25 protein-coding genes are annotated in these 26,554 nt (G+C 75.3%); 13 read left to right on the forward strand and 12 right to left on the reverse strand.

Translation table 11 applies throughout. The features are described 5' to 3' along the window. Positions 1-4 precede the first annotated feature (4 nt). Positions 5-277: a hypothetical protein gene (locus tag KPF22_RS11040; protein WP_224401985.1), complete on the forward strand. Its 273-nt coding sequence runs from the start codon at positions 5-7 to the stop codon at positions 275-277. Here the strand turns inward: KPF22_RS11040 and KPF22_RS11045 are convergent. Beyond that, positions 274-675, reverse strand: a complete 402-nt coding sequence (locus KPF22_RS11045) for a MerR family transcriptional regulator (RefSeq protein ID WP_062396303.1) — start codon at positions 673-675, stop codon at positions 274-276. The genes KPF22_RS11040 and KPF22_RS11045 overlap by 4 nt on opposite strands. 124 nt (positions 676-799) lie before the next feature. Between KPF22_RS11045 and KPF22_RS11050 the strand changes: the two genes are divergently transcribed. Further along, on the forward strand, positions 800-1,933 hold the full coding sequence (locus KPF22_RS11050) for an SDR family oxidoreductase (RefSeq protein WP_224401986.1): 1,134 nt from the start codon (positions 800-802) through the stop codon (positions 1,931-1,933). 299 nt (positions 1,934-2,232) lie between these two features. Then, positions 2,233-3,312 (forward strand): TerC family protein, encoded by a 1,080-nt coding sequence (locus KPF22_RS11055; RefSeq protein WP_224401987.1) that lies wholly within the window; start codon positions 2,233-2,235, stop codon positions 3,310-3,312. Here KPF22_RS11055 and mgtE read toward each other — a convergent pair. Further along, positions 3,276-4,601 (reverse strand): magnesium transporter, encoded by a 1,326-nt coding sequence (gene mgtE, locus KPF22_RS11060; RefSeq protein ID WP_062396298.1) that lies wholly within the window; start codon positions 4,599-4,601, stop codon positions 3,276-3,278. The two genes, KPF22_RS11055 and mgtE, sit on opposite strands and share 37 nt — an antisense overlap. Before the next feature lie 141 nt (positions 4,602-4,742). Here mgtE and KPF22_RS11065 point away from each other — a divergent pair, with 141 nt between their 5' ends. Continuing rightward, positions 4,743-5,141: a DUF3040 domain-containing protein gene (locus KPF22_RS11065; RefSeq protein ID WP_224401988.1), complete on the forward strand. Its 399-nt coding sequence runs from the start codon at positions 4,743-4,745 to the stop codon at positions 5,139-5,141. 39 nt (positions 5,142-5,180) lie between these two features. Here the strand turns inward: KPF22_RS11065 and KPF22_RS11070 are convergent, their stop codons facing one another. The 6 genes from KPF22_RS11070 to KPF22_RS11090 all read right to left on the reverse strand — a co-directional run bounded on the left by KPF22_RS11070 (position 5,181) and on the right by KPF22_RS11090 (position 11,083). Beyond that, positions 5,181-6,524 (reverse strand): NtaA/DmoA family FMN-dependent monooxygenase, encoded by a 1,344-nt coding sequence (locus tag KPF22_RS11070; RefSeq protein ID WP_178373997.1) that lies wholly within the window; start codon positions 6,522-6,524, stop codon positions 5,181-5,183. 108 nt (positions 6,525-6,632) lie between these two features. Continuing rightward, a complete protein-coding gene (locus tag KPF22_RS11075; RefSeq protein ID WP_224401989.1) occupies positions 6,633-7,868 on the reverse strand; it encodes an acyl-CoA dehydrogenase family protein in 1,236 nt (411 codons plus the stop codon). A 139-nt stretch (positions 7,869-8,007) separates the two neighbouring features. After that, positions 8,008-8,106 (reverse strand): putative leader peptide, encoded by a 99-nt coding sequence (locus KPF22_RS33600; RefSeq protein ID WP_374107471.1) that lies wholly within the window; start codon positions 8,104-8,106, stop codon positions 8,008-8,010. Between the two features lie 167 nt (positions 8,107-8,273). After that, a complete protein-coding gene (locus tag KPF22_RS11080) occupies positions 8,274-9,170 on the reverse strand; it encodes an ABC transporter permease (RefSeq protein ID WP_208827073.1) in 897 nt (298 codons plus the stop codon). Then, on the reverse strand, positions 9,160-9,960 hold the full coding sequence (locus KPF22_RS11085; protein WP_224401990.1) for an ABC transporter ATP-binding protein: 801 nt from the start codon (positions 9,958-9,960) through the stop codon (positions 9,160-9,162). Before KPF22_RS11085 ends, KPF22_RS11080 begins: the two co-directional genes overlap by 11 nt. A 28-nt stretch (positions 9,961-9,988) precedes the next feature. Then, positions 9,989-11,083, reverse strand: a complete 1,095-nt coding sequence (locus KPF22_RS11090) for an ABC transporter substrate-binding protein (RefSeq protein WP_224401991.1) — start codon at positions 11,081-11,083, stop codon at positions 9,989-9,991. A 669-nt stretch (positions 11,084-11,752) separates the two neighbouring features. Between KPF22_RS11090 and KPF22_RS33605 the strand changes: the two genes are divergently transcribed. The 8 genes from KPF22_RS33605 to KPF22_RS11125 all read left to right on the forward strand — a co-directional run bounded on the left by KPF22_RS33605 (position 11,753) and on the right by KPF22_RS11125 (position 20,058). Then, positions 11,753-11,851 (forward strand): putative leader peptide, encoded by a 99-nt coding sequence (locus KPF22_RS33605; RefSeq protein ID WP_318299301.1) that lies wholly within the window; start codon positions 11,753-11,755, stop codon positions 11,849-11,851. 142 nt (positions 11,852-11,993) lie between these two features. Further along, positions 11,994-13,250 (forward strand): LLM class flavin-dependent oxidoreductase, encoded by a 1,257-nt coding sequence (locus tag KPF22_RS11095; RefSeq protein WP_208821962.1) that lies wholly within the window; start codon positions 11,994-11,996, stop codon positions 13,248-13,250. After that, positions 13,247-14,620 (forward strand): NtaA/DmoA family FMN-dependent monooxygenase, encoded by a 1,374-nt coding sequence (locus tag KPF22_RS11100; RefSeq protein WP_224401992.1) that lies wholly within the window; start codon positions 13,247-13,249, stop codon positions 14,618-14,620. Before KPF22_RS11095 ends, KPF22_RS11100 begins: the two co-directional genes overlap by 4 nt. Then, positions 14,620-16,248, forward strand: coding sequence for an ABC transporter substrate-binding protein (locus KPF22_RS11105; protein WP_224402413.1), 1,629 nt, complete (start codon positions 14,620-14,622; stop codon positions 16,246-16,248). Before KPF22_RS11100 ends, KPF22_RS11105 begins: the two co-directional genes overlap by 1 nt. Then, on the forward strand, positions 16,245-17,192 hold the full coding sequence (locus tag KPF22_RS11110; protein WP_208821968.1) for an ABC transporter permease: 948 nt from the start codon (positions 16,245-16,247) through the stop codon (positions 17,190-17,192). The genes KPF22_RS11105 and KPF22_RS11110 overlap by 4 nt, the downstream gene beginning before the upstream one ends. After that, a complete protein-coding gene (locus tag KPF22_RS11115) occupies positions 17,189-18,103 on the forward strand; it encodes an ABC transporter permease (protein ID WP_224401993.1) in 915 nt (304 codons plus the stop codon). Before KPF22_RS11110 ends, KPF22_RS11115 begins: the two co-directional genes overlap by 4 nt. Further along, complete coding sequence (locus tag KPF22_RS11120; protein ID WP_374107472.1) at positions 18,100-19,725, forward strand: dipeptide ABC transporter ATP-binding protein; 1,626 nt, start codon at positions 18,100-18,102, stop codon at positions 19,723-19,725. Before KPF22_RS11115 ends, KPF22_RS11120 begins: the two co-directional genes overlap by 4 nt. A gap of 129 nt (positions 19,726-19,854) precedes the next feature. Continuing rightward, positions 19,855-20,058, forward strand: coding sequence for a hypothetical protein (locus tag KPF22_RS11125; RefSeq protein ID WP_208821978.1), 204 nt, complete (start codon positions 19,855-19,857; stop codon positions 20,056-20,058). Between the two features lie 184 nt (positions 20,059-20,242). On the opposite strand, the gene KPF22_RS11130 is transcribed toward KPF22_RS11125, so the two are convergent. Then, entirely contained in the window at positions 20,243-21,163 is a 921-nt protein-coding gene (locus tag KPF22_RS11130) for a TIGR03564 family F420-dependent LLM class oxidoreductase (RefSeq protein WP_224401995.1), read from the reverse strand. A 46-nt stretch (positions 21,164-21,209) separates the two neighbouring features. On the opposite strand from KPF22_RS11130, the gene KPF22_RS11135 reads away from it, so the two are divergent. Beyond that, positions 21,210-22,046, forward strand: coding sequence for a helix-turn-helix domain-containing protein (locus KPF22_RS11135; RefSeq protein ID WP_224401996.1), 837 nt, complete (start codon positions 21,210-21,212; stop codon positions 22,044-22,046). A 95-nt stretch (positions 22,047-22,141) separates the two neighbouring features. On the opposite strand, the gene KPF22_RS11140 is transcribed toward KPF22_RS11135, so the two are convergent. From KPF22_RS11140 to KPF22_RS11150, 3 genes are all read right to left on the reverse strand, one after another. Next, positions 22,142-22,630, reverse strand: coding sequence for a carbonic anhydrase (locus KPF22_RS11140; protein ID WP_100878199.1), 489 nt, complete (start codon positions 22,628-22,630; stop codon positions 22,142-22,144). A 262-nt stretch (positions 22,631-22,892) separates the two neighbouring features. Further along, positions 22,893-23,327: a VOC family protein gene (locus KPF22_RS11145; protein ID WP_224401997.1), complete on the reverse strand. Its 435-nt coding sequence runs from the start codon at positions 23,325-23,327 to the stop codon at positions 22,893-22,895. A gap of 49 nt (positions 23,328-23,376) precedes the next feature. Continuing rightward, positions 23,377-26,541 (reverse strand): arabinosyltransferase domain-containing protein, encoded by a 3,165-nt coding sequence (locus tag KPF22_RS11150; RefSeq protein ID WP_224401998.1) that lies wholly within the window; start codon positions 26,539-26,541, stop codon positions 23,377-23,379. Positions 26,542-26,554 lie beyond the last annotated feature (13 nt).

Here is a 26,554-nt window from a genome sequence, read left to right on the forward strand (position 1 = left end):
TGCCGTGGGTCAGGACGACCGTCCCGCCGATCCCGATCGGGTACCGGTCACCCGGGTCGAGGTGCTGGACTTCGTGGGTGAGCTGTTCGGCCACGGTCCGGTGCCCCGTGCGGCGCTGCTGGCCGCGGCCCGCGCCGAGGACGCCAGGGCCCGCCTGCACGAGGTGCTCGACGACGCCCTGCCGGACCGCCCGCTGACCGGGCTGGACGACCTGTGGCGCCACGTCGACGTGCCCGAGGACCTCGGCGCGGTGCGCGGACTGCCGTCGCCGCGCTAGTCGTCCGCGTCGCCGGTCCGCGGCTCGGACAGCGCCCGCAGCTCGCGGGAGAGCAGCTCCAGCCCGTGGATCCGGGCGTGCAGCGCCTCGATCCGCGACTCGGCGGCGGTGCGGTAGAGCGCCAGCCGGTCCCGGGCGTCGTCGCCGACCGGGCGGCCCGCGTCGAGGTCGGCGCGGGCACCGTCGATCACCGCCATCAGCGCGCGGATCTGGTCCAGGCCGAGGTCGAGCGGCTTGAGCGTCTTGACGAACCGCAGGCGCTCGACGTCGTCCTCGGTGTAGAGACGGAAGCCGCCGGTGCTGCGGGCCGACGGCGTGACCAGCCCCAGCTCGTCCCAGTGCCGGATGGTGCGCAGCGACAGCCCGACACGCGTGGCCACCTCACCGATCTGCTGCACCACACCACCTCTCTCTCCCGTGCGGCCCCGACCGTACCGCCGGACCGGGGCCGGTCTCAGCGGGCTCTCAGCGGGGCGGGCCTTCTCAGGGGCGCCACAGCGAACCGTCCCTAGCGTCGTCGACATGCCGACTGCACTGGTCACCGGAGCGAGCCGCGGGCTCGGCGCCGTCTACGCCCACGAGCTCGCCGAGCGCGGATGGTCCGTCGTCCTCGTGGCGCGCGACGCCGCCCGCCTCGCCGACGTCGCCGAGCGGATCGGCCGCGCCACCGGCGCCATCGTCGAGATCCTGCCCGCCGACCTCACCGACCCGGCCGGGCTGGCCGCCGTCGAGCGCCGGATCACCGACCGGGACCTGCCGATCGAGCTGCTGGTCAACAACGCGGGCGTCGAGACCGACGCGGTCTTCGCCGAGGCGCAGGTCGAGGCGCTGACCGGCGAGATCGACCTCAACGTGACGGCCCTGATGCGCCTCACCCGCGCCGCGGTCCCGGCGATGACCGCCCGCGGCCGCGGCGGCGTGCTCAACATCGCGAGCTTCGCCGGGTACCTGGCCTCGGGCGGCAACGCCTACGGCGCGTCGAAGTCCTGGGTGCTGGCGTTCACCGACACCGTCGCGGCGTCGCTGCAGGGCACCGGCGTCACCGTCACCGCGGTCGCCGCGGGCCGGATCCGGACCGACGACGACCCGCAGGGCCCGCTGTGGCTCGACCCCCGCGACGTCGTGCGCCGATCGCTCGACGACCTCGCCCGCGGCCGCACGCTGTCCGCGCCGGGCTGGGTGTACCGGGCGCTGGTCGGCTACCTGGAGGCGCCGCGCACCGCGCTGCGGCTGGCCGCACGGGTGGCGGGCCGGGGCCGGGAGCGCTGCGAGCGCCTGGAGCGGGGGAGCGGACACACGCGGCCGTCGCCGGTCCCGACGCCGTTCCGTGACGCGCCCGCCCCCGCCCGGCCGCAGCCGGCTGTCGCGGTGCACGCGGTGGGCCCGGCGACGCCGGTGCCGCCGGTCCTCCCCGAGGAGCCGGCGCGGCCCGCGCACGTCGCCGCCGCGACCGTCCCGGCGCCGCGCGTGTCGGGTACCGGCCCGCTGCCCGTCGTGACCGGTCCGGCCGGGACCGGGGCCGCCCCGGTCCGCCCGGCCGCCGCGCGGGCGGCCGCCTCCGCGACGGCCCGCGCCGCTGTCCGCAGGCTGCCCGCCGCCCCGCGTCCGGTGCAGCCGGCCCGCGACGCCGCGACCGTCCGGCTCGCCGCGGGGTGAGGACCGCGCCCCGCCCGCCGGTCTCGCGGCCACCCCGCGGGCCCACGACGACGGCGCCGCCCGCCGGGGAGATCATCGGCGGAAACGGACAGATGTGACGAGACTCGCGTACCCCCCACTGTCGGAACCCGGAGTCATGCCCTAGCGTTCTGCACAGTCGAAGGGGAGTACTCCCGAACACGGCGTCGCCGTCATCACGGCACCGGCCCGAGCCGGTCCCGGTTGCGCCGGTCCACCGCGGTCACCGCGGCGGGCGGAGGAGACCTTCAGCGCCCCTACCTGCGCTGGAGGACCCTGTCATGAACGTTCCGCTCTGGGTGTGGCTGGCGACGCTCGCCGTCGTCGTCGGCATGCTCGTGTTCGACTTCGTCGGACACGCCCGTGACCCGCACGAGCCCACGCTGCGCGAGTCGGCGATCTGGTCGGCCGGCTACATCGCGATCGCCCTGCTGTTCGGCGTCGGCGTCGGCGTCTTCTCCGGCTGGCAGTATGGCGGCGAGTACATGGCCGGCTGGCTGACCGAGAAGGCCCTGTCGGTCGACAACCTGTTCGTCTTCCTGCTGATCATGACCAGCTTCGCGGTGCCGAAGGTGCACCAGCAGAAGGTGCTGCTGATCGGCATCGCGATCGCGATCGTCATGCGCGGTGCGTTCATCGCGGTCGGCGCGGTGATCATCGAGCAGTTCGTCGCGGTCTTCTACCTGTTCGCGGTCATCCTGTTCTGGCTCGCCTGGTCCCAGATCCGCGAGGCGATGTCCTCCGACGACCACGAGCAGGCCGACGCCGGTGACTCGAAGCTGATCCGCCTGGTCCGCAAGGTGCTGCCCACCTCCACCGAGTACGACGGCGCGAAGCTCGTCACCCGCGTCGACGGCAAGCGGCTCCTCACCCCGATGGCGCTGGTCATCGTCGCCATCGGGCTGACCGACCTGCTGTTCGCGTTCGACTCGATCCCGGCGATCTTCGGCCTCACCCAGGAGCCGTTCCTGGTGTTCACCGCGAACGCCTTCGCCCTGCTCGGCCTGCGCCAGCTGTACTTCCTCATCGGTGGCCTGCTGGAGCGCCTGATCTACCTGGCGCACGGCCTCGCGGTGATCCTGGCGTTCATCGGCGTGAAGCTCACCCTGCACGCACTGCACGAGAACAACGTGCCGTTCATCAACGACGGGCAGCCGGTGCCGGTGCCCGAGGTGCCGATCTGGCTGTCGCTGCTGGTCATCACCGGGACGATCGCCGTCGCCGCCGTCGCGAGCCTGGTCGTCTCCCGGCGCCGCGCCGCGGCCGCCCCGGAGGTCGCCGGACCCGACACCGACGGCGCGGACGACGCGACCGTGGACGCGGGTCAGATCCCCAGCACCACCCGGGCGACCGAGAAGTAGATCAGCAGCCCGGTCGCGTCGACGAGCGTCGTGACCAGGGGAGCGGACACCACCGCCGGGTCGATCCCGACCCGGCGGGCCAGCAACGGCATCGTCGCGCCGACCGTCGCCGCCCAGCCGCAGATCGCCACCAGCGTCACCGCCACCACGACGGCGACCTGGACCCCGACCAGCAGCGACGCGACGGCCAGCCCCAGCGCACCGAGCAGGGTGCCCAGCAGCAGACCGACCCGCAGCTCCCGCCACACCACGGCGGGCAGGTCGGCCAGGCGCACCTCCCCGACGGCGATCGCCCGGACCGCCGCCGACGCGGACTGGGCACCCGCGTTGCCGCCGGTGCCCACGAGCAGCGGGATGAACAGCGCCAGCGCGGTGACCTGCTCGAGTGCGTCCTCGAAGATCTGCAGCACGTTGACCGTCAGCACCGCGGCGAGCAGCAGCACCGCCAGCCACACCGCGCGGGTGCGCGCCAGCTTCGTGACCCGCACGTACATGTAGTGGCCCGACCACGGCGCCGCACCGGACTGGCGGGCGACGTCCTCGGTGTCGGCGCGCTCCAGGATCTCGACGGCGTCGTCGATCGTCAGCAGACCCAGCAGCCGGTCCTCCGAGTCGACGACCAGCAGGTCGAGCAGGTTCGCCTCGCCCATCAGGCGTGCGGCGTCCTCGGCGGCGTCGGTGGCCCGCACCCGCGGCGCCCCGTCGTCGACGAGGTCGGCGACGGCGACGTCCGGCCGGGCCAGCACCAGGTCGCGCAGCGAGACGGTGCCGGTCACCCGGCGCCCGGCGTCGGTGACGGCGAGGGTGTACACCGTCTCGGCCTGCGCGCCCTTGCGCCGCACGACGGCCAGCGCCTCGGTCACGCTGCTGTGCAGCGGCACGGCGACGGTCTCCGGCGTCATCACCCGCCCGACCGAACCGTCGGGGTAGCCGAGCAGCGCCGCGGTCATCGACCGCTCCCCGGCCGACAGCCCGGCCAGCACCCGGTTCGCGACCTTGGCCGGCGCCTCGCCGAGCATCCGGGCGCGGTCGTCGGGGTCCATGTCCTCGACCAGGGCGGTTACCGCGTCGTCGCGCAGCCCCGCCAGCAGCTCCTGCTGGTCGACCGGGTCGAGCTCCTCGAACACGTCGAGCGCGCGGTCCTTGCCGAGCAGCCGGAACACCCAGCCCGCGTCGACCGGTTCCATCCGGGCCAGCGCGTCGGCGATCTCGTGGGCGGGCCGTCCGTCGAGCCGGTCGAGGACTCCGGCGGGGTCGTGGCGTTCGACGAGATCGGTCCAGCGTTCCATGCGGGTGATCCTGCCGCCGGGGCCTGCCGCGTGCAGCGGCGGGAGTATGTCCGTTTCGGTAGGATCGGTGACGTCTACCGCACATCCCGGATGACTGCCCCCGGGAGCGGGAACCCGGTCGGTGGCACCGAGGAGGTCACGATGTCCGTCACACCCCCGCCCCTGCCGCCCCCGTCGCCCGGCGGCGGGACCGGCGACCCCGACCCACGCCCGGTGGCGCGCCCCCTGGACCGCGACGAGGAGCTCCGGCTCTCCGGCCTCGAACAGGAGCTGCGCCGCTCCGACCCGGACCTGGACACCGAGCTGACCGCACCGCACCGGCCCGCGCGCGTCGCGGGCGGCCGCGCGGACCGGATCCTGCAGGCCGTCGCGATCACCGTGATCGTGCTGGTGATCGTGCCGGGCGACTGGGTCGCCGGGCTGCTGTCGTTCGGGCTGCTGCTCGGGATCCCGGCGGCGATGGCCTGGATCGCCGTCCGTGCACACCGGGAGAACGTCGCCCGGGAGCAGGCCGAGGGCCGCGACGACGAGCGCGCCTGACCCGCGCCCGGTGCCGCGGCGCCGGTCACGGGAGCGCGGTCAGGTCGTGGGCGGGGCCGCCGTCGCCGCCTCGGTCGGGTCGGTCGTCGAGCGGACGGCCGGCAGCCCGAGGTGCTCACGCAACGTCGTCCCGGTGTACTCGGTGCGGAACGACCCGCGCTCCTGCAGCAGCGGCACGACCCGGTCGGCGAACTCGTCGAGCCCGCCCGGGGTGACGTGCGGGACCAGCACGTAGCCGTCCGCGGCGTCGGACTGCACGGCGTCGTCAATCGCGTCGGCGACCGTCCGCGGGCTCCCGACGAAGGTGTGCCGCCCGGTCACCTCGATCACCGTCTCGCGCAGGGACAGGTTCTTCTCCGCGGCGAGGGCACGCCACTGGTCGGCGACGGCCTTCGGGTCCCGGTACTGGCGCACGCTGGCCCGGCCCTTCGACACGAGCTCGCCCTCGACCGGGTCGAACTCCGGCAGCGGGCCGTCCGGGTCGCGCCCGGACAGGTCGGTGTTCCACAGCTGCTCGGCGAACACGATCGCGGTCTGCGGGCTGACCTGCTGGGAGCGGATCACCTCGGCGCGCTCGGCGGCCTCGGCGTCGGTGTCGCCCAGCACGTACGTCGCGGCGGGGAGGATCTTCAGGTCGTCCCACGCCCGGCCGTAGCGGGCGAGGCGGCCCTTCACGTCGGCGAGGAACGCGCGTCCGGCCTCCGGCTCGGCGTGCCGGGAGAAGATCGCGTCGGCCGACGCGGCGGCGAACTCGCGACCCTCCTCGGAGTCACCCGCCTGCAGGATCACCGGGCGGCCCTGCGGGCTGCGCGGCAGCGAGAACCGGCCGTGCACGTCGAACTGGTCGGAGGTGTAGGCGAACTCCCCGCGGTCGTCGGGACCGGTGCGCGAGTCCCAGATCGCGGCGGTCGCGGCCAGCTGCTCCTTGGCCCGGGAGTAGCGCTTCTCCTTCGGCAGGAAGCCGCCGCGGCGGAAGTTCTCGCCGGTGAACGCGTCCCACGAGGTCACCACGTTCCAGGCGGCCCGGCCGCCGGACAGGTGGTCCAGCGACGCGAACTGGCGGGCGACGTCGTAGGGCTCGGTGAAGGTCGAGTTGATCGTCCCGGCCAGGCCGAGCCGGTCGGTGACCGCGGCCAGCGCGGACAGGACCGTGAACGTGTCCGGGCGGCCCATCACGTCGAGGTCGTAGATCTCGCCGCGGTGCTCGCGCAGGCGCAGGCCCTCGGCGAGGAACAGGAAGTCGAACCTCGCCCGTTCGGCCGTGCGCGCGAAGTGCGCGAACGACTCGAACTCGATGTGGCTGCCGGACGCCGGGTCGCTCCACACGGTGGTGTTGTTGACGCCCGGGAAGTGTGCGGCCAGGTGGATCTGCTTGCGCGCCATGAACGGCCTCCCGAGGGGTTCAGCGGTCTCCTACCGGTGCAACACCGTGCGGCCGGTCGTGTTCCCGCCCGGCGTGGTCGCGGACGACGGAGGCCCCGACCCCGCGGGTCATCGCTTGCCGGCGCTCCAGGCGTAGGGCAGGTCGGTGCCGTTGAGGACGTGGTCCCCGACCGTCTGCAGCTTGTAGATCAGCGGGTTGTGCGTGGAGATCACCCGGGCGTTGCGCCAGTGCCGGTCCAGGCGCAGCTTCTCCGAGGTGATCGACGCGCCGCCGACCTCGAACAGCTGGGTGGTGGCGTCGAGCACGGCCGGGATGACGGCGGCCTGGGCGTGGGCGACGTCGAGCTCCACGCGGTCGAGCAGATCGGGGTCCTCCCCGCCCGCGTCGAGCAGCCGGTCGAGCTGGTCGGCGATGGTCAGCACCAGGGCCCGCGACGACCACGCCGCGGCGGACAGCCGCCCGACGACCTGCTGGACCAGGGGGTCGTGGCGGGGCAGGTCGGCCGCGGCGTGGGTGAAGGTGCGGGTGCGCTCCCGCACCCAGCCGGCGACGTCGTCGGTGGCGCGACGCGCGATGCCGGCGAGCACGGCGAGCTGGACGAGCTGCAGGTAGGACGTGCCCCAGGACCGGCCGGCGGAGCCGTAGCCCGGACCGAGGACCCGGTCGGCGGACACGGCGACGTCGGTGAACACGGTGGTGCCGCTGGCGGTGAGGCGCTGGCCGAAGCCGTCCCAGTCGTCGTGCTGGACGACGCCCTCGGCGTCGCCGTCGACGAGCACCGAGATCCGCTCGCCGTCGAGGTCGGCGGCGACGAGGATGCGGTCGGAGTAGAGGCTGCCGGTCGAGTAGTACTTCGTGCCGTTCAGCCGGTAGCCGCCGTCGCCGTCCGGGGTCAGCGCGGTCCGGTAGCGGTCGATCGCGCCGACGCCGGGCTCGGTGATGGCGTTGCCGACGAGCTCACCCCCGGCGACGGCGGCCAGCCGGGCGTCGCGGTCCGGGCCCGGGGCGGCGAGCAGCAGGTCGTCGACGTACCACCAGTGCACACGCAGCGCCTGGGGCAGGTTCGACTCGGCGGCGGCCAGGTCGACGAGCAGCCGGAACTGCTGGCGGACGGTGGCGCCGTAGCCGCCGAGGGCGACGGGCAGCCGCAGCGCACCGAAGCGTTCGGCGCGCAGGGCGGCGACCTCGTCGTGGGCGAGGGTGCGGCCCTGCTCGCGGGTCACCGCGCCCTCGGCGATCCGGGCGAAGACCGGTGCGAAGACGGCGTCGAGCTGCTCGTCGGTCCAGGCGGTCCGGCCCGCGACGCCGTCGGTGCCGGCGGGGGCGGGGGAGGTGGTGGTCATGAACGGTCCTTCCGGAGAGGGGCGCGCGGCGGTGGGCGACGACGGCGGGGCCACGGCGGGGTGCGCGGGCCCGACGGGCGCGCGGAGCGGGACGGGTGCCGCCCGGGGACGACTCGGGAGGTCGCCTCGGGACGACGGCTCAGGGTCGACAGAGTGCCGACGCCACGCGCGTGAGGTCGACATGCCCCCGCGTGGTCAGCAGCACCGATCCGGTCACGGTCGCCACGCTAGCCGCCACCCCGGGTGTCGCCCAAGCCTCCGGCGACCCGGATCACTCGCATCCTGCCTGGTGGGAGCCGTGATCGCGGCCGTCCGGACAGGTGTCCCGAGGTGTGAGAGATCTACTGTGGACGGTTCGCGATCGATGGGTGGGACGTCGTGCCGATCCTGCGGGCGCCGCCCGGGTCAGACGGTGAGCGCCAGCCCCCGGGCGCGCAGCACCCGTCGCTCCAGGGGGCGGAAGACCAGCAGTTCGACCCCGATGCCGACGATGAGGATCAGCAGGATCGCGGCGAACACCTGCACGATGTCGTTCACGTCGGCACCGTTCTTCAGGTAGGCGCCCAGTCCGACCCCGAGCGCGGGTCCGGCGGCGATGATCTCCGCCGCCATGAGCGACCGCCAGGAGAACGCCCAGCCCTGCTTGCAGCCGGCGAGGTAGCCGGGCAGCGCCGCGGGGAGCAGGACGTGGCGGGCCATCCGGTACCCCGTCGCGCCCAGGACCTGGCCGGCCCGGGGCAGGATCGGCGGCACCTGGTCGATGCCCGCAACCAGGCCGTTCGCGATCGAGGGGACCGAGCCGAGCAGCACCACGAAGAAGATCGTGGCGTTGGTCAGCCCGAACCACAGCACCGCGGCCGGCACCCAGGCCACCGAGGGCAGCGACTGCAGACCGGTGAGCAGCGGGCCGATCGCCGCACGCACCACCGGCACCTTCGCGACCACCACACCGAGCGGGGTGGCGATCACCAGGGCGAGCAGGAAGCCGAGGGCGGCGCGGCTGACCGAGGTCCACAGGATCGACCAGATCTCGCCGCTGGCGACGGTCTCGCCGAACGCCTCGGCCACGGCGCCGGGGGCCGGCAGCTTGTACTCGGGCGTGACCGCCGAGGCCCAGACGAGCTGCCAGACCACGACGATCAGGGCGAGTGCGACGAGCGGCGGCAGCCAGGTCCGCAGCAGCCGCTGCCACCACGGGGTGGTGCGCTCGACCGGGGTGTCGAGGGCGTCGAGCCCGGCGACCGCGGCCGCGGAGTCCCGGTCGTTCTCGACGACCGTGATCGAGGTGTCCTCACGCGGCATGGCTGGTGATCACCTGCCGCAGTCGTCCGGTGATGTCGTCGTGCAGCTCGGCCTGGGCCTCGGCGTCGTGGCCGTCGGCGGGCACCGTCCACTCCCGCACCACGGTGCCGGGCCGCGAGGACAGCAGCACCACCCGCTCGGCGAGCCGGACCGCCTCGCGGACGTCGTGGGTGACGAACACGATCGTGGTGCCGGTGGCCCGCCAGACGCGCAGGAGCTCGCCCTGCAGGACGTCGCGGGTGATCGCGTCGAGGGCCGCGAACGGCTCGTCCATCAGCAGCAGCCCGCCGGTGCCCTGGTTCTCGCCGAGACCGGTCGCGGCGGCGAGTGCCCGGGCCAGCGACACGCGCTGGCGCATGCCGCCGGACAGCTCGTGCGGACGCTTGCCGCCCATGCCCTCCAGGCGCACCAGCGACAGCAGCTCCTCGGCGCGCTCCTGCCGGGCCGACCGGCCGTGCCCGGCGAGCTTGAGCGGCAGCTCGACGTTGCGCAGCGCGGTCAGCCACGGCATGAGCGCGGCCTCCTGGAACATGAACGACGGCCGGGCGGACCCCACCGTGACCTCGCCCGCCGTCGGGGCGTCGAGCCCGGCGAGCAGGTTCAGCAGCGTCGACTTGCCGCAGCCGGACGCACCGAGCACACAGACGAACTCGCCGGCGCCGACCCGCAGGTCGATCCCGTTGAGCGCGGTCACCGCCCCCGGCCCGGTGCCGAAGGTCTTGGCGACCCCGGACAGGGCCACCGCGGTGTCGCGGGTCCGGGGACGTCGGGTGGTGAGGTCGACGGTCATCGGTGGGTTCCCCTCGTGGGTGGTGGTGTCAGTTCCGGGCGGCGAGGCCGGCCGGGTCCACGGCGGCCTCCCCGGAGCTCGTCCGGACGGCATCGACCGCGGTCGGGTCGAGGAAGCCGGTCAGGTCCGCCTCGCTCTTCGCGATGCCCGCCGTGACCGAGTCCTTCGCCAGCTGCGGGAAGGTCGAGGCGAGCGGGTCGGAGTCGAAGGACAGCTCGGTGAACGCGCGGTCGAGGATGTTGGCCGCCAGCGGCTTGCCGGTGATCTCGCCGATCGCCTCGTTGGAGACGGTCTTCGCCTGCGCGGGGTCGTCGCGGATGAGGGCGATGGCCTTCTGCTCGCCGCGCAGGATCGCCTCGACGGTCTCGGGGTGCTGCTGCAGGAACTCGGTCCGGACGATGACGACGGTCGTCGGGAACTTCCCGCCGGGCCACAGGGACTTCTCGTCGACCAGGACCTTCGCCCCGGCGTCGACCAGGCGCGAGCTCCACGGCTCGGGCAGCCAACCACCGGCCACCTTGCCCTGCTTGAACAGGTCGAGGGTCTGCGGGTTCTCGATGTTCTGCACGGTCACCGCGTCCGGGCCGGAGCCGATCGGGAGGTTGTTCTCCTTCAGCCAGGTCTTGAACGCGATGTCCTGGGTGTTGCCGAGCTGCGGCGTCGCGATGATCGTGCCCTTGAGCTGCTCGGGTGAGGTGATGTCGGGCCGGGTGACCAGCTGGGCGCCGGCCGAGGTGGAGCCCGCGACGAGGCGCACGGCCTCGCCGCCCGACTTGGTGAACGCGTTGATCGCCGGGCCGGAGCCGATGAACGCGACGTCGATCGAGCCGCCGAGCAGGGCGTTGACCTGGTCCGGACCCGCGTTGAACGTCTGGGTGGTGAGCGTCGTGCTCCCCAGCTCGGCGGCGAACAGGCCCTGCTTCACACCGACCAGGGCGGGGGCATGGGTGATGTTCGGGAAGTAGCCGAGGCGGACCTCGGTCGCGGGGGAGGTGGCGCCCGCGGCGGTGGTGCTCTCGTCGGCGCGGGAGCAGCCGGCCAGCAGCCCGAGCGCGGTGAGGAGCGCGAGCAGGACGGCGGCGGTGCGCGCCCGGGATCCGGGGCGCAGGACGTGCGGGGACATCGCGGAACGGGGTCCTTCCGTGGGGGGCGGGCGGTCGGGGACGACCGCGGCGCGCCGGGGCCGGCCGGCCCTGGGAGGGCGTGCCGGGGTTCGGGACGGGTGGCGGGCCGGAGTGGTGTCCGGCGGGCGGTTCCCGGTCCGGCGGGTGCGTCGCACGCCGGGTGCGTGGCGTTACGGCCTGCGGGACGGGGACCGGTCAGCGACAGAGTTCGCTGTAGGCGGGGGCGCGCCGGCTCGGCCAGAACGGCTCGAGGCCGGTCGGGCGCAGGGGCACCGCGTGCCACGCGGTGCGCGTCTGCCGCTGGGGGACGGGGGCCGTCGCGTCCCCCACGAGCCGTGCGGTGCGCGAGGGCCGCCGCTGGCTCGTCGTCACCCGACCAGGGTGCGCGGTGGTCACCTCTCCGGACAACCCGGAGTCCACCAACCAGGAACGGCCGCGGGATGTCCGGACACCTTCCGCGGCATCCGGGTGATGATTCCGCAGGTCGGGAGGTCTGCTGCGGTGCGGGTCACTCGATCGCGATGCGGGTTGACACCGTCGGGCACCGGATACCTACAGTCGGGACGCACACCATCCGGAGCGGCCGAGAGACCCGGCTCGACGACGCCGCAGCAACCCCCCGCAGCACGCGGGTGCGGGTGCTCCAGCCGGGTCCGATGGAGGATCCCATGCGCACGGTCGCCGAGCAGGTGCGCGCCGCGCACCATCCCCGGTACCGCCGCCACGTCGACCTGATGCGGGTCGCGGGCGCCACCTGTCGGGCCTGACCGGCGTCCCGCCGGGCGCCCACCCGCCCCGCCCCGGCCGTCCACGACGGCCACCCGTCCCGGCCGCCGCGGTCCGCGGTCCGCTCCGACGTCCTCTTCGTCCCGTCGTGCCCCCCCCCGGGCGACGAGAAAGCGATGCCGTATGTCCACATCGGACACCACTACCGGCGGCCCACTGCACCTGGCCGTCGCCCTCGACGGCGCAGGCTGGCACCCCGCCGCCTGGCGCGACCCCGCCGCACACCCCCGTGGGCTGTTCACCGCCCGCTACTGGACCGACCTGGCCCGCACCGCCGAGCGCGGGCTGCTGGACCTGGTGACGATCGAGGACGCACTCGGCCTGCAGTCCGGGGACCACCTGAGCGGCGCCGACCGGCGCACCGACCGGGTGCAGGGACGCCTCGACGCCTCGCTGGTCGCCGCCTTCCTCGCTCCGACGACGTCGCGGATCGGGCTGGTCCCGACCGTCACCACCACCCACACCGAGCCGTTCCACGTCGCGTCCGCACTGTCGACGCTCGACCACGACAGCCACGGCCGCGCCGGGTGGCGGGTGCAGACCTCGGTCCGCGCCGACGAGGCCGCCCACTTCGGGCGCCGCAGCGTCCCCGGCCTGCGCCGTGCCGACCTCGGCACCCCGGCCGCCCGCGAACTCGTCGCCGAGCTGTTCGGCGAGGCCGCCGACGCCGTCGAGGTCGTGCGCAGGCTCTGGGACTCCTGGGAGGACGACGCCGAGATCCGCGACGCCCTGACCGGGCGCTTCGTCGACCGGGACAAGCTGCACCGGGTCGACTTCGCCGGGGAGCACTTCGGCGTCGCCGGGCCGTCGATCGTGCCGCGCCCGCCGCAGGGCCAGCCGCTGGTCGTGTCGCTGGCCCACGGCTACGACCCGGCGCTGCTCGCCGCCCGGGTCGGCGACGTCGTGTTCACCACACCGCACGACGCCGACGACGCCGCGCGCATCGTCTCCCAGGTCCGCTCCGCGGAGGCCGCCGCGGGCCGCACCGCGCCACCGCTGCGGATCCTCGGCGACGTCGTCGTGGTGCTCGCCGGCACCCAGCGGGCCGCCCGCGAGCGGCTCGCCCGGCTGGACGCACTCGACCCGCTCTCCTCCGACGCCGCGATCCTCGCCACCACCCCCGCCGGGCTCGCCGACACCCTGCTGTCCTGGCGCCGCGCCGGGCTCGACGGCTACCGGCTGCGCCCGGCCGTCCTGCCGGCCGACCTCGACGCCGTCGTCGACGGCCTGGTCCCCGAGCTGCAGTCCCGCGGCGCGTTCCGCACCGCCTACGGCGAGACCACCCTGCGCGAGCGCTTCGGGCTGCCCAGGCCCGCCAGCCGCTACGCCGCCGGGGCCGGGTCCGCCGCCGTCCCGACCTCCTCCGGAGCCACCGCATGAGCAACAGGAAGCAGATCGTGCTCGGCGCCTACTTCCCGGGCGTCAACCACGACACCGTCTGGAGCGACCCGGCCTCGGGCAGCCACATCGCCTGGGAGTCGTTCGAGCACTGGGCGCGCACCGCCGAGCGCGGGCGCCTCGACCTGCTCTTCCTCGCCGAGGGACTCCGGCTGCGCACCCGCGGTGGGGAGATCTTCGACCAGGACGTCGTCGGACGCCCGGACACCTTCACCGTGCTCGCCGCGCTGGCCGCGGTCACCGAGCACATCGGTCTGGCCGGGACGATCAACTCGACCTTCAACGAGCCCTACGAGCTGGCCCGGAAGTTCGCGACGCTGGACATCCTGTCCGGCGGGCGCGCGGCGTGGAACGTCGTGACCAGCTCCGACGCCCCCACCGGCGAGAACTTCCGCCGCGGTGCCTACCTCGGCCACCACCAGCGCTACGAGCGGGCCGGGGAGACCCTCGCCGCGGTCCGCGCGCTCTGGGACTCCTGGGGTTCCGACGCCGTCGTCGCCGACCCCGCGTCGGGCACCTTCCTGCGCGACGGCCACGTCGGCGACTTCGCGGTCTCGGGCAACCAGTTCGACATCGCCGGGCGCTTCACCACCCCGCGCAGCCCGCAGGGCCACCCGGTGGTGCTGCAGGCCGGCGAGTCCCCGGCCGGTCGCGACTTCGCCGCCGCGTCCGCCGACGCGATCTTCTCCCGGTACCAGAAGTTCGACGAGGCCCGCGCCTTCTACGACGACGTCAAGGCCCGGGTCCGCAAGGCCGGCCGGGACCCCGACGAGGTGCGGATCCTGCCCAGCGCCGGCGTCGTGCTCGGCGACACCGACGCCGAGGCCCGCGAGCGTCACGAGCACATCCACGACCGGCAGGTCGACCCGTGGACCTCGATCGTGCTGGCCGAGATGGTCTGGAACCGCGACCTGTCCGGCTACGACCCGGACGGCCCGCTGCCCGACGTCGAGCCCACCCCCGACGCCCCGACGTGGATCGAGGGCCGGGCCCCGCTGACCCAGGACGCGCACGCGACCGTCGCCGCCTGGCGCGAGCTCGCCGACGCTCACGGGTACTCGCTGCGCGACACCGTCAAGCACGTCTTCGACCGCGCGGTGTTCGTCGGGACCCCGGAGCACGTGGCCGACGAGATCGACCGCTACGTGCAGAACGACGCCTCCGACGGCTTCATCCTCGGCTCCCACGTCAGCCCGTCCGGCCTCGACGAGGTCGTCGACCGGGTCGTGCCGATCCTGCAGGAGCGCGGGGTGTTCCGGACCGACTACACCCCGGGCGCCACGCTGCGGGAGAACCTCGGGCTCGCGCACCCGTCGCGCTTCGGCGAGCGCCGTGCGGCGGTGGCGTCGTGATGCGCCGGTTCCGGTTGTGGCGGGACCTGCCCGCCGGCCGCTCGGCCGTGCTGCTCGCGGCCACCGCGCTCACCCTCACCGCCTGCGGCTCCGGCGCCGGTGGCTCCGCCGCCGACGCGGGCCCGCCGCAGCCGGGCGGGACGCTGGTGTTCGCGGTGTCCTCGGACCAGGGTTGCGCCGACCCGCAGCAGGTGCAGAGCAACGACTCGATCTACTCGCTGCGCCAGGTCGTCGACTCGCTCACCGACCAGGACCCGTCCACCGGCGCGATCGTGCCCTGGCTGGCGACCCGCTGGTCGTCCGACGCCGACGCCACCGCCTGGACGTTCACCCTGCGCACCGGCGCCACCTTCTCCGACGGCGCGCCCGTCGACGCGGCCGCGGTGAAGACGAACCTCGACCGGGCGGTGCAGCTGGGCGCCCGCGGCAGCCTCCCCAAGGGCTACCTGGCCGGGTACACCGGCACCGACGTCACGAGCCCCACCGAGTTCACCGTCCGGTTCGCGAAGCCCAACGTGCAGTTCCTGCAGGGCACCTCCACCCACAGCCTCGGCCTGCTCTCCCCGGCCAGCGCCGTCCGCTCCGACGACGAGCGCTGCGCCGGCGTCGTCGGCTCCGGTCCGTTCACCCTCGAGCGCTACGCCAAGAACGACGTCACCGTGCTCGCGAAGCGGGCCGGCTACGACTGGGGCTCGCAGCTGTTCACCCACCCCGGCGAGGCCTGGCTCGACCGGGCCGAGTTCCGCGTCGTCCCCGAGTCCGGGGTGCGGGCGGGCAGCGTGCAGTCCGGTGAGGTCGACGCGATCGCGAGCGTCGGCCAGCAGGACGAGGCCCCGCTCACCGGGGCCGGGGTCCAGCTCCCGGCCCGGCCGAACCCGGGCCTGCCGTTCGGGATCACGTTCAACCAGGGCACCCCGCTCGGCGCCGACGCCGCCGTCCGCGAGGCGGTGAGCCGGGGCATCGACCGCAACGAGGTCGTCGCCGCGGTCTACCCGACCCAGACGCGGGCGGCGACGAGCCCGCTGTCGTCGACGACGCCGTCCTACGCCGACCAGTCCGCGCTCGTCGGCTACGACCCGGCCGCCGCCACCGCCGCGCTCGACCGCGCCGGGTGGGTGCCCGGCCCGGACGGCATCCGCGCCAAGGGCGGGCAGCGCCTGACCGTGCCGCTGACGTTCGCCCAGAACATCGGCACCACCAAGCCCGCGCTGGAGCTGATCCAGCAGCAGCTGCGCCGGATCGGGATCGACGTGGCGCTCCGCGAGATCCAGATCGCCGAGACCCAGGCCGTCCTCGACGGCGGGGACTTCGTCGCCGCGTGGGGCAACCTGACCCGGGCCGACCCGGACATCCTGCGGTCGACCTACGGCACCGACGGGACCAACCGCTACCGGCTGCCCGCCGGGCCGCTCCAGGCCCCGCTGGCGGAGCAGGCCGCCACGGTCGACCCGGCGCGACGCGCGGCACTCGCCGGGCAGGCGCAGAAGCTGCTCGCCGAGCGGTTCGACACCGCGCCCGTCGTCGAGCTCACCACCGTGCTCGGCGTCGGCCCGGACGCCCATGGCGTCGCGTTCGACGCGTCCTCGCGCATCCAGCTGCACGACGCCTGGAAGTCCGACGCGCGATGACCGTCCCCTACCTGCTGCGCCGCCTCGGGCTCGCCGCCGTCGTGCTGTGGGCGGCGTGGACGGTCAGCTTCATCGTGCTCTACCTGCTGCCCGGCGACCCGGTCGCGACCATGGCCTCGGGCGACGGCGAGCCGGTGTCGCCGTCGGAGCTGGACGCCCTGCGCGCCCGCTACGGCCTCGACCAGCCGCTGCCGGTGCAGTACGTGACGAAGCTCTGGGCGGCGCTGCACGGCGACCTCGGCACGTCGTTCGCCAGCGGGCAGGACGTGCGGACCGCGGTCGCGCAGGCCCTCCCACCGACCCTGCAGATCGCCGCCGCCGGGCTGCTCGTCGCCGTCGTCGGCGGCACCGCGGTCGCGCTCGCCGCGACCTGGGCCCGGACGCCGTGGCTGCGGCAGGTGCTGGCGTCGCTGCCGTCGCTGGCCGTGTCGCTGCCGGTGTTCTGGGTCGGGCTGATGCTGGTGCAGCTGTTCTCGTTCTCCCTCGGCTGGCTGCCCTCGGTCGGCGACCGCGGACCGGAGTCGCTGATCCTCCCGGCGGTCACCCTCGGCCTCCCGACCGGCGCGCTCGTCGCCCAGGTGCTCGCGAAGAGCCTCACCCAGGCGCTGGATTCGCCGTACGTCACCACCGCCCGCGCCAAGGGGGTCGGCACGGCCGCGGTGCACCTGCGCCACGCCCTGGGCAACGCCGCGATCCCCGCCCTCACCGTGCTCGGCTACGTCGTCGGGAACCTGCTCGCCGGGTCCGTCGTCGTCGAGACGGTGTTCACCCGGCCCGGCCTGGGCCGGCTCACCGTCGCCTCGGTCGGGGCGCAGGACATCCCTGTCGTGCAGGGCATCGTGCTGTTCGCGGCGCTCGCGTTCGTCGTGGTCAACCTGCTCGTCGACCTGGCCTACCCGCTGCTCGACCCGCGGGTCGCCGTCGCCCCCGGGAGCACCCGATGACCCTGCTCGACCGCGCCCCCCTCGCCGCGCCCGGCGTCCGTGACACACCGCCCCCGGCCGGTCGACCGCCGCGGGCCCGGCTCGGGCGGTTCCTGCGCTCCCGGCCCGGGCTGGTGCTCGCCGGGGCGGTCGTGCTGCTCGTGCTGACCGCGGCGTTCGTGCCGTCGCTGCTCGCGCCCGGCGACCCCGCGGTCGGTGACACCGCGCGCCGGCTCGCCCCGCCCGGGCCCGGCCACTGGTTCGGCACCGACCACCTCGGCCGCGACGTCTGGACCCGGGTCGTGCACGGCGCCTCGCTGTCGCTGCAGGCCACCGTGATCGCGGTCGCCGTCGCGCTCGTCGCGGGCGGGCTGATCGGGCTGCTCGCCGGGTTCGCCGGCGGCTGGGTCGACGAGGTCCTCATGCGCGGCGTCGACGTGCTGCTCGCGATCCCCGCCATCCTGCTGTCGCTGGCCCTGATCACCGCGCTCGGCTTCGGGACGGTGAAGGTCGCGATCGCGGTCGGCGTGGCGAGCGTCGCGAGCTTCGCCCGGGTGATGCGCGCCGAGACCCTGCGGGTGCGCCGCGCCCTCTACGTCGAGGCCGCTCGCGCGGTCGGCACCCGCTGGTACGTCTCGCTGTGGCGGCACGTGCTGCCGAACGCGGCCGGGCCGGTCGTCGTGCTCGCGGTGCTGGAGTTCGGCCTGGCGATCCTCGCGGTGTCCGCGCTGAGCTTCCTCGGCTACGGCGCCCCGCCGCCCGCCTCGGAGTGGGGCTCGCTGGTCGCCGACGGCCGCAACTACCTGGCCGTCGCCTGGTGGGTGTGCGCGATGCCCGGCCTGGTCATCGCCGCGACCGTGCTGTCGGTCAACCGCATCTCCCGCGCCCTGGACGGCGAGTGGGGGCGGTCAGGATGGGGACGGACACGGTGAGCGCCCTGCTGCAGGTCGAGGGCCTGGAGGTCACCTACGCCGGGAGCGGCGGGCCGGTCCACGCCGTGCGCGGGGTCGACCTGACCGTCGCACCCGGGGAGGTCGTCGCCGTCGTCGGGGAGTCCGGGTCGGGCAAGACCACCCTCGCCGCCGCGGTGCTCGGGCTGCTGCCCGCCGCCGGCGCCGTCACCGCGGGCACCGTCTCCCTCGACGGGACCACCCTCACCGGGCTGTCCGAGCGCGCGTACCGGTCGGTGCGCGGCGCCCGGATCGGGTTCGTCCCGCAGGACCCGGGCGTCGCGCTGAACCCGGTCCAGAAGGTCGGCGTGCAGGTCGCGGAGGTGCTGCGCACCCACGGGCTCGCCGACCGCCGCTCCGCACCGGCCCGTGCCGTCGAGCTGCTCGGACAGGCCGGTCTCGACGAGCCCGGGACCCGCGCCGGGCAGTACCCGCACCAGCTGTCCGGCGGGATGCGCCAGCGCGTGCTCATCGCGATCGCCATCGCCGCCGGGCCCGCGCTGGTCGTCGCCGACGAGCCGACCAGCGCACTCGACGCGACCGTCGCCCGGCGGATCCTCGATCACCTCGACACACTGCGCCTCGACCTCGGCACCGCGCTGCTGCTGATCACCCACGACCTCGCCGTCGCCACCGACCGGGCCGACCGGATCGTCGTCATGCGGCACGGGCGGGTCGTGGAGCAGGGCACCCCGGCCGAGCTGCTCGCCGGGGCCCGCGACCCCTACACCCGGGAGCTGCTCGCCGCCGCCCCCGGTCTCGCACTCACCGCCCCGCCGGTGCTCCCGCCCGTCGACACGGCGGGGACCCCGGTCGCCGAGGTCCGCGACCTGGTGAAGGAGTTCCCGCTGCCGCGCGCCCGCGGCTCCTGGACGCGGCGGACCCATCGCGCCGTCGACGGGGTGTCGTTCACGATCGCCCGCGGCGAGACCGTCGCGCTGGTCGGGGAGTCCGGATCGGGCAAGTCGACGACGGCGCGGCTGCTGCTGCGCCTGGAGGACCCCACCTCCGGGCAGGTGCTGCTCGGCGGCGACGACGTGACCCGCGTCCGCGGTGAGGCGTGGCGGGCGTTGCGCCGCCGCGCCCAGCTGATCTACCAGAACCCCTACGCCTCGCTGGACCCCCGGTTCGCCGTCCGCGAGATCGTCACCGAGCCTCTGCGGGCGTTCTCCGTCGGGTCGGCCGCCGAGCAGGCCGACCGCGCCGCGGAGCTCGTCGACCGGGTCGCGCTCCCGTCCGGGATGCTCGACCGGCGGCCGGGGGAGCTGTCCGGCGGTCAGCGTCAACGCGTCGCGATCGCCCGGGCGCTGGCGCTGTCGCCGGACCTCGTCGTCGCCGACGAGCCGGTGTCCGCGCTCGACGTCTCGGTGCAGGCCCAGGTGCTGGAGCTGCTCGCCGAGCTGCAGGAGCGGGACGGCCTGTCCTACCTGTTCATCTCGCACGACCTCGCCGTGGTCCGGCGGGTCGCCCACCGCACCGGCGTGATGCGCGACGGTCGGCTCCGCGAGCTGCGGCCCACGGCGGAGCTGTTCGACGACCCGCGCGACGACTACACCCGGGAACTGCTCGCCGCGATCGCCGGCAGGAAGGCCGCGGCGCCGTGAGCCGGTACATCGACACCGTCCTGTCCCGGCGGCGTCACATCGACTACGTGCGGATCTCCTCGACGCTGTGTCGGCCGGTCGATCGACCCGACGGATCGACACCGACACCTCGTCACCAGGAGACATCCCATGAGCGTTCCGACCCTGCCCACCGCTGATCCGGGAACCCAGCTGCTCGACGGGCTCGACGCCCTCGTGCGTCGCCACCGCGCGCTGCGCGGCGGTGGCGACCCCGGCAACGACGCCCTGCACGCCGAGCTGATCACCGCCGAGGTGGCCCAGCAGCTCGCGGCGGCCCGTTCCGCGTTGCGCCGCCGCCCGCGCGTCGCCTGACCCGTTCCGCCGGGACGCGGCACGCCCGTCGCGTCCCGGCGGACCCGGGACGACACCGGGATGCAGCTCAGGGGGCGCGGGGTGACCCCGGGCGCCCGCCGGGATGCATCTCGGCGGGCGCGGGAGCGCGGCGCGGTGCCACCGGGCCGTCCGGCGTGCGGGCCACCGCCGGACGCGATGCTGCTCAGGACGTCGTGATCCGGCCGAGGACGGCCACGGTGCGGGCCCGCTCGGCGGCGTCGCCCACCGGGCTGACGAGCAGGTCGGTGGCGCCGGCGTCGGCGTAGCGGGCGATCCCGTCCGCGATCACGTCCTCGTCCCCGGCGACGACGAGCCCGCCCGGCGAGCTCAGCCCCTCCCGTTCCAGCACCCCGGCGTAGGACGGCAGCCGGGCGTAGTCCGCGTAGTCCGCCGCGGCGGCGGCCCGCACCCGGTCCGGCTCGGTCGTCGCCGACACCGGCACCCCGACGACCACCCGCGGCGACGGCCGTCCGGCGGCCGCCGCGTCGAGCAACGGCCGGACGTGCCCGGAGATCGTCCGCGGCCCGGTGAGGAAGGTGATGGTGCCCGTGGTCCGCTCACCCGCCAGCCGCAGCATCCGCGGGCCCAGCGCGCCGAGCAGCAGCGGGACCTCCGGCGCGGCGCCGGGCACCGCGGTGTCCGCCGGATCCGACCCGGGACCGGACGAGCCGGGGACCCGTTCGCCGCGCAGCAGCGGGGCGAGCACGTCGAGGTGGTCGGACAGTGCGGCCACCGGCCGCGTGAACGGCACGCCGTACACCTCCAGCAGCCCCGGGTGGCTGACCCCGAGCCCGAGCGTGAGCCGCCCGCCCGACGCCGCCTGCACGGTCAGCGCCTGCGCGGCCAGCACCCGCGGGTGCCGCGGCTGCACGACGACGACCGACGCGCCCAGCTCGACGTCGGGGACCTCCCTGGCCACGGCGGCGTACAGGGTGAGCGTGTCGAACCCGTAGCCCTGCGGCAGCCACACCGTGCGCAGTCCCGCCGCGGCGACCGCCCGGGCGCGGTCCACGATCTCCTCCACCAGGTTCGCCGACCCGGAATCCTCGAGCCCGGCCGCGAGGTTGACACCGATACCGATCATGGACCCACCGTGCGACGCCGGCCGGGCCCGGACCAGGAGCGAACCGATGGGGGTACCCGTGGTGACAGGATCGGCGACGGCCCGGTCACGGACCGCGACGGCGGACCGCCGCCGTGAGCTGGGCGCCTGCCTGCGCTCCTACCGGGAGCGGGTCGCACCGGCGACGGTCGGGCTGCCCGACCGCGGTCGCCGGCGCACGCCGGGGCTGCGCCGCGAAGAGGTCGCGGCGCTCGCCGGGGTCGGTCTGACCTGGTACACGTGGCTCGAACAGGGGCGGGTGACCGCCTCCGACGAGGTCCTCACCGCGGTCGGCCGGGTGCTGGGCATCGACGGCCCCGGGATCGCCCACCTGACCCGGCTGTCCCGCGACGGGGGACCGGCGGCGGGCACCGCACCGGAGGAGCTGGCCCCGGTGCTCGCGAGCTGGCCCGATCACCCGGCGGTGCTGCTCGACGCCCGGCTCGGCGTCGTCGCCGCCAACGACGCGTGGGAGGCCGCGGTCGGCCGGCCCGCCGACGACGACCCGGGGCGGCGCCACGTGCTGTGGCAGCTGGCGGCCGACCCCGCGGCGCGGGCCCGGTTCGAGCCGGATCCCGGACCGGCGGTGCTGTCGTGCCCCGGCCCCGGACCCGACGAGCTGCTCACCGCACTGCACCGCCGGTTCCGGATGGCCTCGGACCTCGACCCCACCGATCCGGGCACCCGCGGGGTCCGCGACGCCCTGCGCGCCGACGCCCCGGAGCGGGCGCCGCTGTGGGAGTGCCGTGGCGTCGGCGCGTTCGGGCGGCCCCGGGTGCGTCTGGGCGGCGTCGACCGGACCGCCTACCTGCTCGGTGAGGCCGGGGTGCCGGGTGCGGCGATCCTGGCACTGCTGCCGTCCTGACCGGCTGCCGCCCTGACCCGCTGCTCGCGCACCCCTCGCGCGGCCGTCGCACCCGCCGCGGCGGGTGCGACGGCCGCACGCGGGGTGCGACGGGGCTACTTCACCTCGTTCAGCCGCCCGGTCGCGACGTCGAACACGAAGCCGCGGACGGCGTCGGTGCGCGGGACGAACGGGTTGGCCCGGATCCGGGCGACCGACTGGCGCACATCGGCGTCGAGGTCGTCGAACGCCTCGGCGGCCCACTGCGGCTTGATGCCGGTCTCGTCGCGGATGGAGGCCTTGAACCCGTCGTCGGTGAAGGTCAGCATCCCGCAGTCGGTGTGGTGGATGAGGATGATCTCCTCGGTCCCCAGCAGGCGCTGGCTGATCGCGAGCGAGCGGATCTCGTCGTCGGTGACCACACCGCCCGCGTTGCGGATGACGTGGGCGTCGCCCTCGTTCAGACCGAGGATGCGGTAGACGTCCAGCCGGGCGTCCATGCAGGCGACGACGGCGACCTTGCGGGCCGGCGGCAGCGGGAGCGGGCCGGAGAAGCTCTCGGCGTAGCGGGCGTTGTTCTCGAGCAGTTCGTCGGTGACGGACACGGGGTCCTCCGGAGTGTGCGGTCGGTGGCGCGGGGGTCGTACCCGCGCACGGGGCACGGGGCGGCCACGCGGCGACCCCGCGGGGTCGCTACGCGGCCCACCGACAGAGCTCGTCGAACGCCACGATGCGCCGGCCCGGCCAGAACGGCTCCAGCAGCGTGCGCATCACCGCATGATTCGATCGCGATACCCGGTCCGGAGCAAGGAACCGTCCACCGGGTGGGCGTGCGGCGGGGCGTGTCCGGACACGCCCCGCACCGGCTCACTCCGGCCCGGTGAAGAACTCCAGGGCGATGTTGTCCGGGTCGCGGAAGGAGACGCCGCTGCCGTAGTGCGCCTTCTTGACGCCCTCGTGGGCGATGCCCAGATCGGTCAGCTTCTGGGCCCACTGCTCCAGCTCGGCGTGCGAGCCGACCGCGAAGCCGACGTGGTCGAGGCCGGTGCGCTCCTCGTCGAACGGCTCGCCGGACTCGCGGCCCTGGTGGGTGTGCAGACCGAACAGCATCCCACCGTCGAGGGCGAAGACGGTGTGGTGGAAGCGGCCGCCCTCCTCGTCCTCGTCCAGGACGGGCTCGGCGCCGAACAGCGCCGCGTACCAGCGCGTGCTGCGTTCGAGATCGCTGACGGTCAGGGCGACGTGCTGCAGACCGGGGAAGGCCACGGTGTCCCTCGCTTCGTTGCGTGCGGGTGTCCGCATGTGTCTATCAGCCGGAAGCGGCCGCGGGGCCCCTCCGACCGGAGGGTCGTCACGGTGCCGGAAGGGCCGGGTACCCGATCGGGGTCCGGTCGCCCTCCCAGCCCCAGCGGCGCACCGGGACCGAGGTGACGTCGTAGGCGTCGACGGCGAGGTCGGTGTCGATCCGGGTGATCGAGCCCCAGTCGGCCTGGTCCGGGTCGTCGGCGGTGTCGATCCGGGTCGCGACGACCTGCTCGGTGGTGGTGCGGCGCATCGCCGCGAAGCTGCCCCCGGCGACGTCGGCGAACGACACGTCCACAGCGAACCCGAGCGACGACGGGCCCAGCACCAGGTAACGCGGGGTCTGCACCAGCCCGGCCCGGACGGCGGGCAGGTCGCGCAGGCAGGGCGCCGACCAGAGGATCGACCAGTCGACGTAGACCGGGCCGTCGGCGTCGCGCAGCATCGGCACCACCGGCGCCGGGGTGATCATCCGCGGGGCGGCGGCGGCCACCCAGCCACCCGGCCCGACGGCGGTGTCGACGGCGTGCACCCGCACCCGGTCGACGTCCGCCGGGAACGCGGAGACGGGCACCCGCACGGTGCGCCAGCCCGGCCGGTCCAGCGGCACGGCCTCCTGCACCCGCTCGGTGGGGTAGGTGCCGCGGGCACCGGTCGCGGTGTCGTCGAGCGACACGCGTCCGTCCGGGCCCGGCGATCCGGCCCGGGCGTACTCCAGCTCCAGGGTGTTGCCCTGCCCGGTCCGCCCGGCGACGTCGACCGACAGCACCCGGTCGCCCGGCCCCGGCGCGACGGCGAACCAGCGGGTGCGGAGCTCGCCGGTGGTGCCCGGGCCGCCGTCGAGACTGCCCCAGGCGAGCCCGCCGCGCGGCGGGTCGTCGACCCAGCCGCGGCCCTCGGTGAACCCGGTGAGGGTGTCGGCGCCGCCGGCGGCGGGCAGCGCGCCCGCGTCGACCGGGACCGTGACGTGGTCGAGGATCCCGCAGGTGTCGCGGCCGGTCAGCTCGCTCCACATCTGTCCGCCGACGCTGTAGCCCCCGCCCTGGCGCACCGGGGCGACGACGAAGGACTCCACCACCACCGACACTCCGGTGACCAGGGCGACCACCACGATCCCGGCGGGCAGCGCCGCCGCGGCCCGGGCCGTGGAGTCCCGCCGTGTCCGGTGTCCTCGGCGTACCGACCGGTGTACCGCGACGGCGGACACGGCCAGCACCACCACCGCCACCACGGCCCACACCGCGGGTGAGTTCAGCGGCGCGAACGGCCCGTCGGCGCGCGGCACACCCCAGCCCGACCACAGGAACCACTCGTTGCGTCCGGAGAAGGCCAGCGCGACCAGCACGACCGCCGCCAGGGTGCCGGCGGCGGCCGCGCCGCGCACGGTCGGGTCGGCGGGCCGCCGGGCCGCGGTCACCACCAGCACCGCCCCCGCGGCGACGGCGAGCGCCCCGGTCCCGGCGAGCGTCCCGAAGTAGTGGGTCCACTTCGACGGCGCCGGGGTGAGCAGCACGAACCCGAGTGCGAGTCCGGCCAGGGGGACCGGTGTCCACCGCAGACCGGGGCCCCACCGGTGCGCGCCGCGTGCGACCAGCGGCAGCGCCGCGACCAGCATCGCGACGGCGAGCAGCACCGGCACCCGGCGGCCGAGGCCGCCCTGCTCGGTGCCGAACCCCAGCAGGTAGCTCCAGCGGCGCAGCTCCTGGAACCACGGTGTGGCCGGGCCGTAGAACTGGTGCATCTCGGTGGCCCGCGCGACCGTGTACAGGCTCTGCCCGGTGAAGACGGGGGTGAGCCCGGCCGCGGCGATCCCGGCCGCGGCGACGGTCGCCGCGACCCCGACGGCGAGCCCCCCGCCGCCGTGGCGGGTGACCCGCCGCCACAGCGCCGGGAGCAGCAGCGCCAGCGGACCGGCGACGGTCACCGCCGACGGAGTCACCGCCAGTGCCAGCCCCGAGGCCAGGGCGGCGGCCGCGGTCCACGTCCCGCCGCGGCGCCCGGGCCGGGCGGCGGCGCGCAGCGCACAGCACAGCGCCGCGGTCGTCGCGAGCGCCGCGAACGGCTCCGGGCGGACCCCGAGGTTCAGCGGCAGCCACCACGCCAGCAGCGTGACGCCGAGCGTGCCCCGCACCCAGGCCCGGCGGTGGTGGCGCGCCAGCACCGCGGGCAGCGCGACGCGCGACAGCAGCAGCCACACCGCGATCCCGGCCAGCACCGAGGGCACGCGCAGCACCAGCGGCCCCACCCCGGTCTCGGCCAGCGCCCGCACCAGGCGGATCACCAGAGTGTACGGCGCCTCCGAGGCGTTGCCCCAGCGGTAGACGTTGCCGAAGTCGCCGGTCGCGGTGCCCGTCGCGTTGCGCGCGATCGCCTCGGTGAAGCCGTCGTCGGTGGACAGCGGCCCGAGCACCGTCCACACCGCCAGGGTGACGACGACGAGCACGTCCGCGGCGGCCCGTCCGATCCCGGCCGGGGTGGCCACCGCGGCCAGCCGGGCCCGCCGGAGCCGGGCCGCGCCACGGCGGCGCCGGAACCGGTCACCGGCGAGGCGGGCCAGCAGCACAGCGGCGAGGGCGGCGGCGAGCCACTGCGACCCGATCAGCACGGTCTTGGCCGGCGACGACGCGGCGGCGAACCAGTCCGCGGTGCGCGCGGTGACCCGCAGGCCGTCGGCGTCGGCGGGGGAGAGCTGGGTGGTGAACGCGGCGACCGCGCGCACGACGTCGCCGGGGAACGCGAGCGGGGCGGCGTCGCCGAGGGTGACCCGGGACCCGGCCTCGTCGGTGTCCAGGACCAGCCCGCAGGCGTCGCCGGGCGGGACGGGGGCGCGCAGCAGCTCACGGCCCCCGACCAGGACCCGCAGCTCCCCGCCCGGTCCGGTGAGCACGGCGAACCCGATCCCGGTGGCGCCGGGCCGCTCCGAGCCCACGACGGTCGTCGCCGTCCCGGTGTCGGTCGAGCGGGCCTGCGCGGTGCGCAGCACCCGGCAGCCGACGTCGACGCGCACCGCCTCCGGCGCGTAGGGCTGGAACGCCGCCGTCGTCGACACCGGCTGCTCGCCCGCCCGGGGCCAGGTCACGGTCGTGCTGCGGGTGTCGACGGGGGCGAACGGCACCAGCGCCGCGAGCAGGCCCGCGAGCAGGCCGGCGAGCAGGGTCGCGACCACCAGGCGGCGGGGGACGGAGGGCGGGGCGGGGTGGTCTGAGGGGTGCATCGACTTCCGGATC

Origin of the sequence: Pseudonocardia sp. ICBG1034, assembly GCF_020131375.1 — a bacterium.
GTDB classification, from domain to species: domain Bacteria; phylum Actinomycetota; class Actinomycetes; order Mycobacteriales; family Pseudonocardiaceae; genus Pseudonocardia; species Pseudonocardia alni.

Bases quoted from the DNA above. Each gene is read 5' to 3' on its own strand.
- KPF22_RS11050 (WP_224401986.1), top strand. From the start codon at position 800: ATGCCGACTGCACTGGTCACCGGAGCGAGCCGCGGGCTCGGCGCCGTC.
- KPF22_RS11055 (WP_224401987.1), top strand. From the start codon at position 2,233: ATGAACGTTCCGCTCTGGGTGTGGCTGGCGACGCTCGCCGTCGTCGTC.
- mgtE (WP_062396298.1), bottom strand. From the start codon at position 4,601: ATGGAACGCTGGACCGATCTCGTCGAACGCCACGACCCCGCCGGAGTC.
- KPF22_RS11065 (WP_224401988.1), top strand. From the start codon at position 4,743: ATGTCCGTCACACCCCCGCCCCTGCCGCCCCCGTCGCCCGGCGGCGGG.
- KPF22_RS11070 (WP_178373997.1), bottom strand. From the start codon at position 6,524: ATGGCGCGCAAGCAGATCCACCTGGCCGCACACTTCCCGGGCGTCAAC.
- KPF22_RS11075 (WP_224401989.1), bottom strand. From the start codon at position 7,868: ATGACCACCACCTCCCCCGCCCCCGCCGGCACCGACGGCGTCGCGGGC.
- KPF22_RS11080 (WP_208827073.1), bottom strand. From the start codon at position 9,170: ATGCCGCGTGAGGACACCTCGATCACGGTCGTCGAGAACGACCGGGAC.
- KPF22_RS11085 (WP_224401990.1), bottom strand. From the start codon at position 9,960: ATGACCGTCGACCTCACCACCCGACGTCCCCGGACCCGCGACACCGCG.
- KPF22_RS11090 (WP_224401991.1), bottom strand. From the start codon at position 11,083: ATGTCCCCGCACGTCCTGCGCCCCGGATCCCGGGCGCGCACCGCCGCC.
- KPF22_RS33605 (WP_318299301.1), top strand. From the start codon at position 11,753: ATGCGCACGGTCGCCGAGCAGGTGCGCGCCGCGCACCATCCCCGGTAC.
- KPF22_RS11095 (WP_208821962.1), top strand. From the start codon at position 11,994: ATGTCCACATCGGACACCACTACCGGCGGCCCACTGCACCTGGCCGTC.
- KPF22_RS11100 (WP_224401992.1), top strand. From the start codon at position 13,247: ATGAGCAACAGGAAGCAGATCGTGCTCGGCGCCTACTTCCCGGGCGTC.
- KPF22_RS11105 (WP_224402413.1), top strand. From the start codon at position 14,620: ATGCGCCGGTTCCGGTTGTGGCGGGACCTGCCCGCCGGCCGCTCGGCC.
- KPF22_RS11110 (WP_208821968.1), top strand. From the start codon at position 16,245: ATGACCGTCCCCTACCTGCTGCGCCGCCTCGGGCTCGCCGCCGTCGTG.
- KPF22_RS11115 (WP_224401993.1), top strand. From the start codon at position 17,189: ATGACCCTGCTCGACCGCGCCCCCCTCGCCGCGCCCGGCGTCCGTGAC.
- KPF22_RS11125 (WP_208821978.1), top strand. From the start codon at position 19,855: ATGAGCGTTCCGACCCTGCCCACCGCTGATCCGGGAACCCAGCTGCTC.
- KPF22_RS11130 (WP_224401995.1), bottom strand. From the start codon at position 21,163: ATGATCGGTATCGGTGTCAACCTCGCGGCCGGGCTCGAGGATTCCGGG.
- KPF22_RS11135 (WP_224401996.1), top strand. From the start codon at position 21,210: ATGGGGGTACCCGTGGTGACAGGATCGGCGACGGCCCGGTCACGGACC.
- KPF22_RS11145 (WP_224401997.1), bottom strand. From the start codon at position 23,327: ATGCGGACACCCGCACGCAACGAAGCGAGGGACACCGTGGCCTTCCCC.
- KPF22_RS11150 (WP_224401998.1), bottom strand. From the start codon at position 26,541: ATGCACCCCTCAGACCACCCCGCCCCGCCCTCCGTCCCCCGCCGCCTG.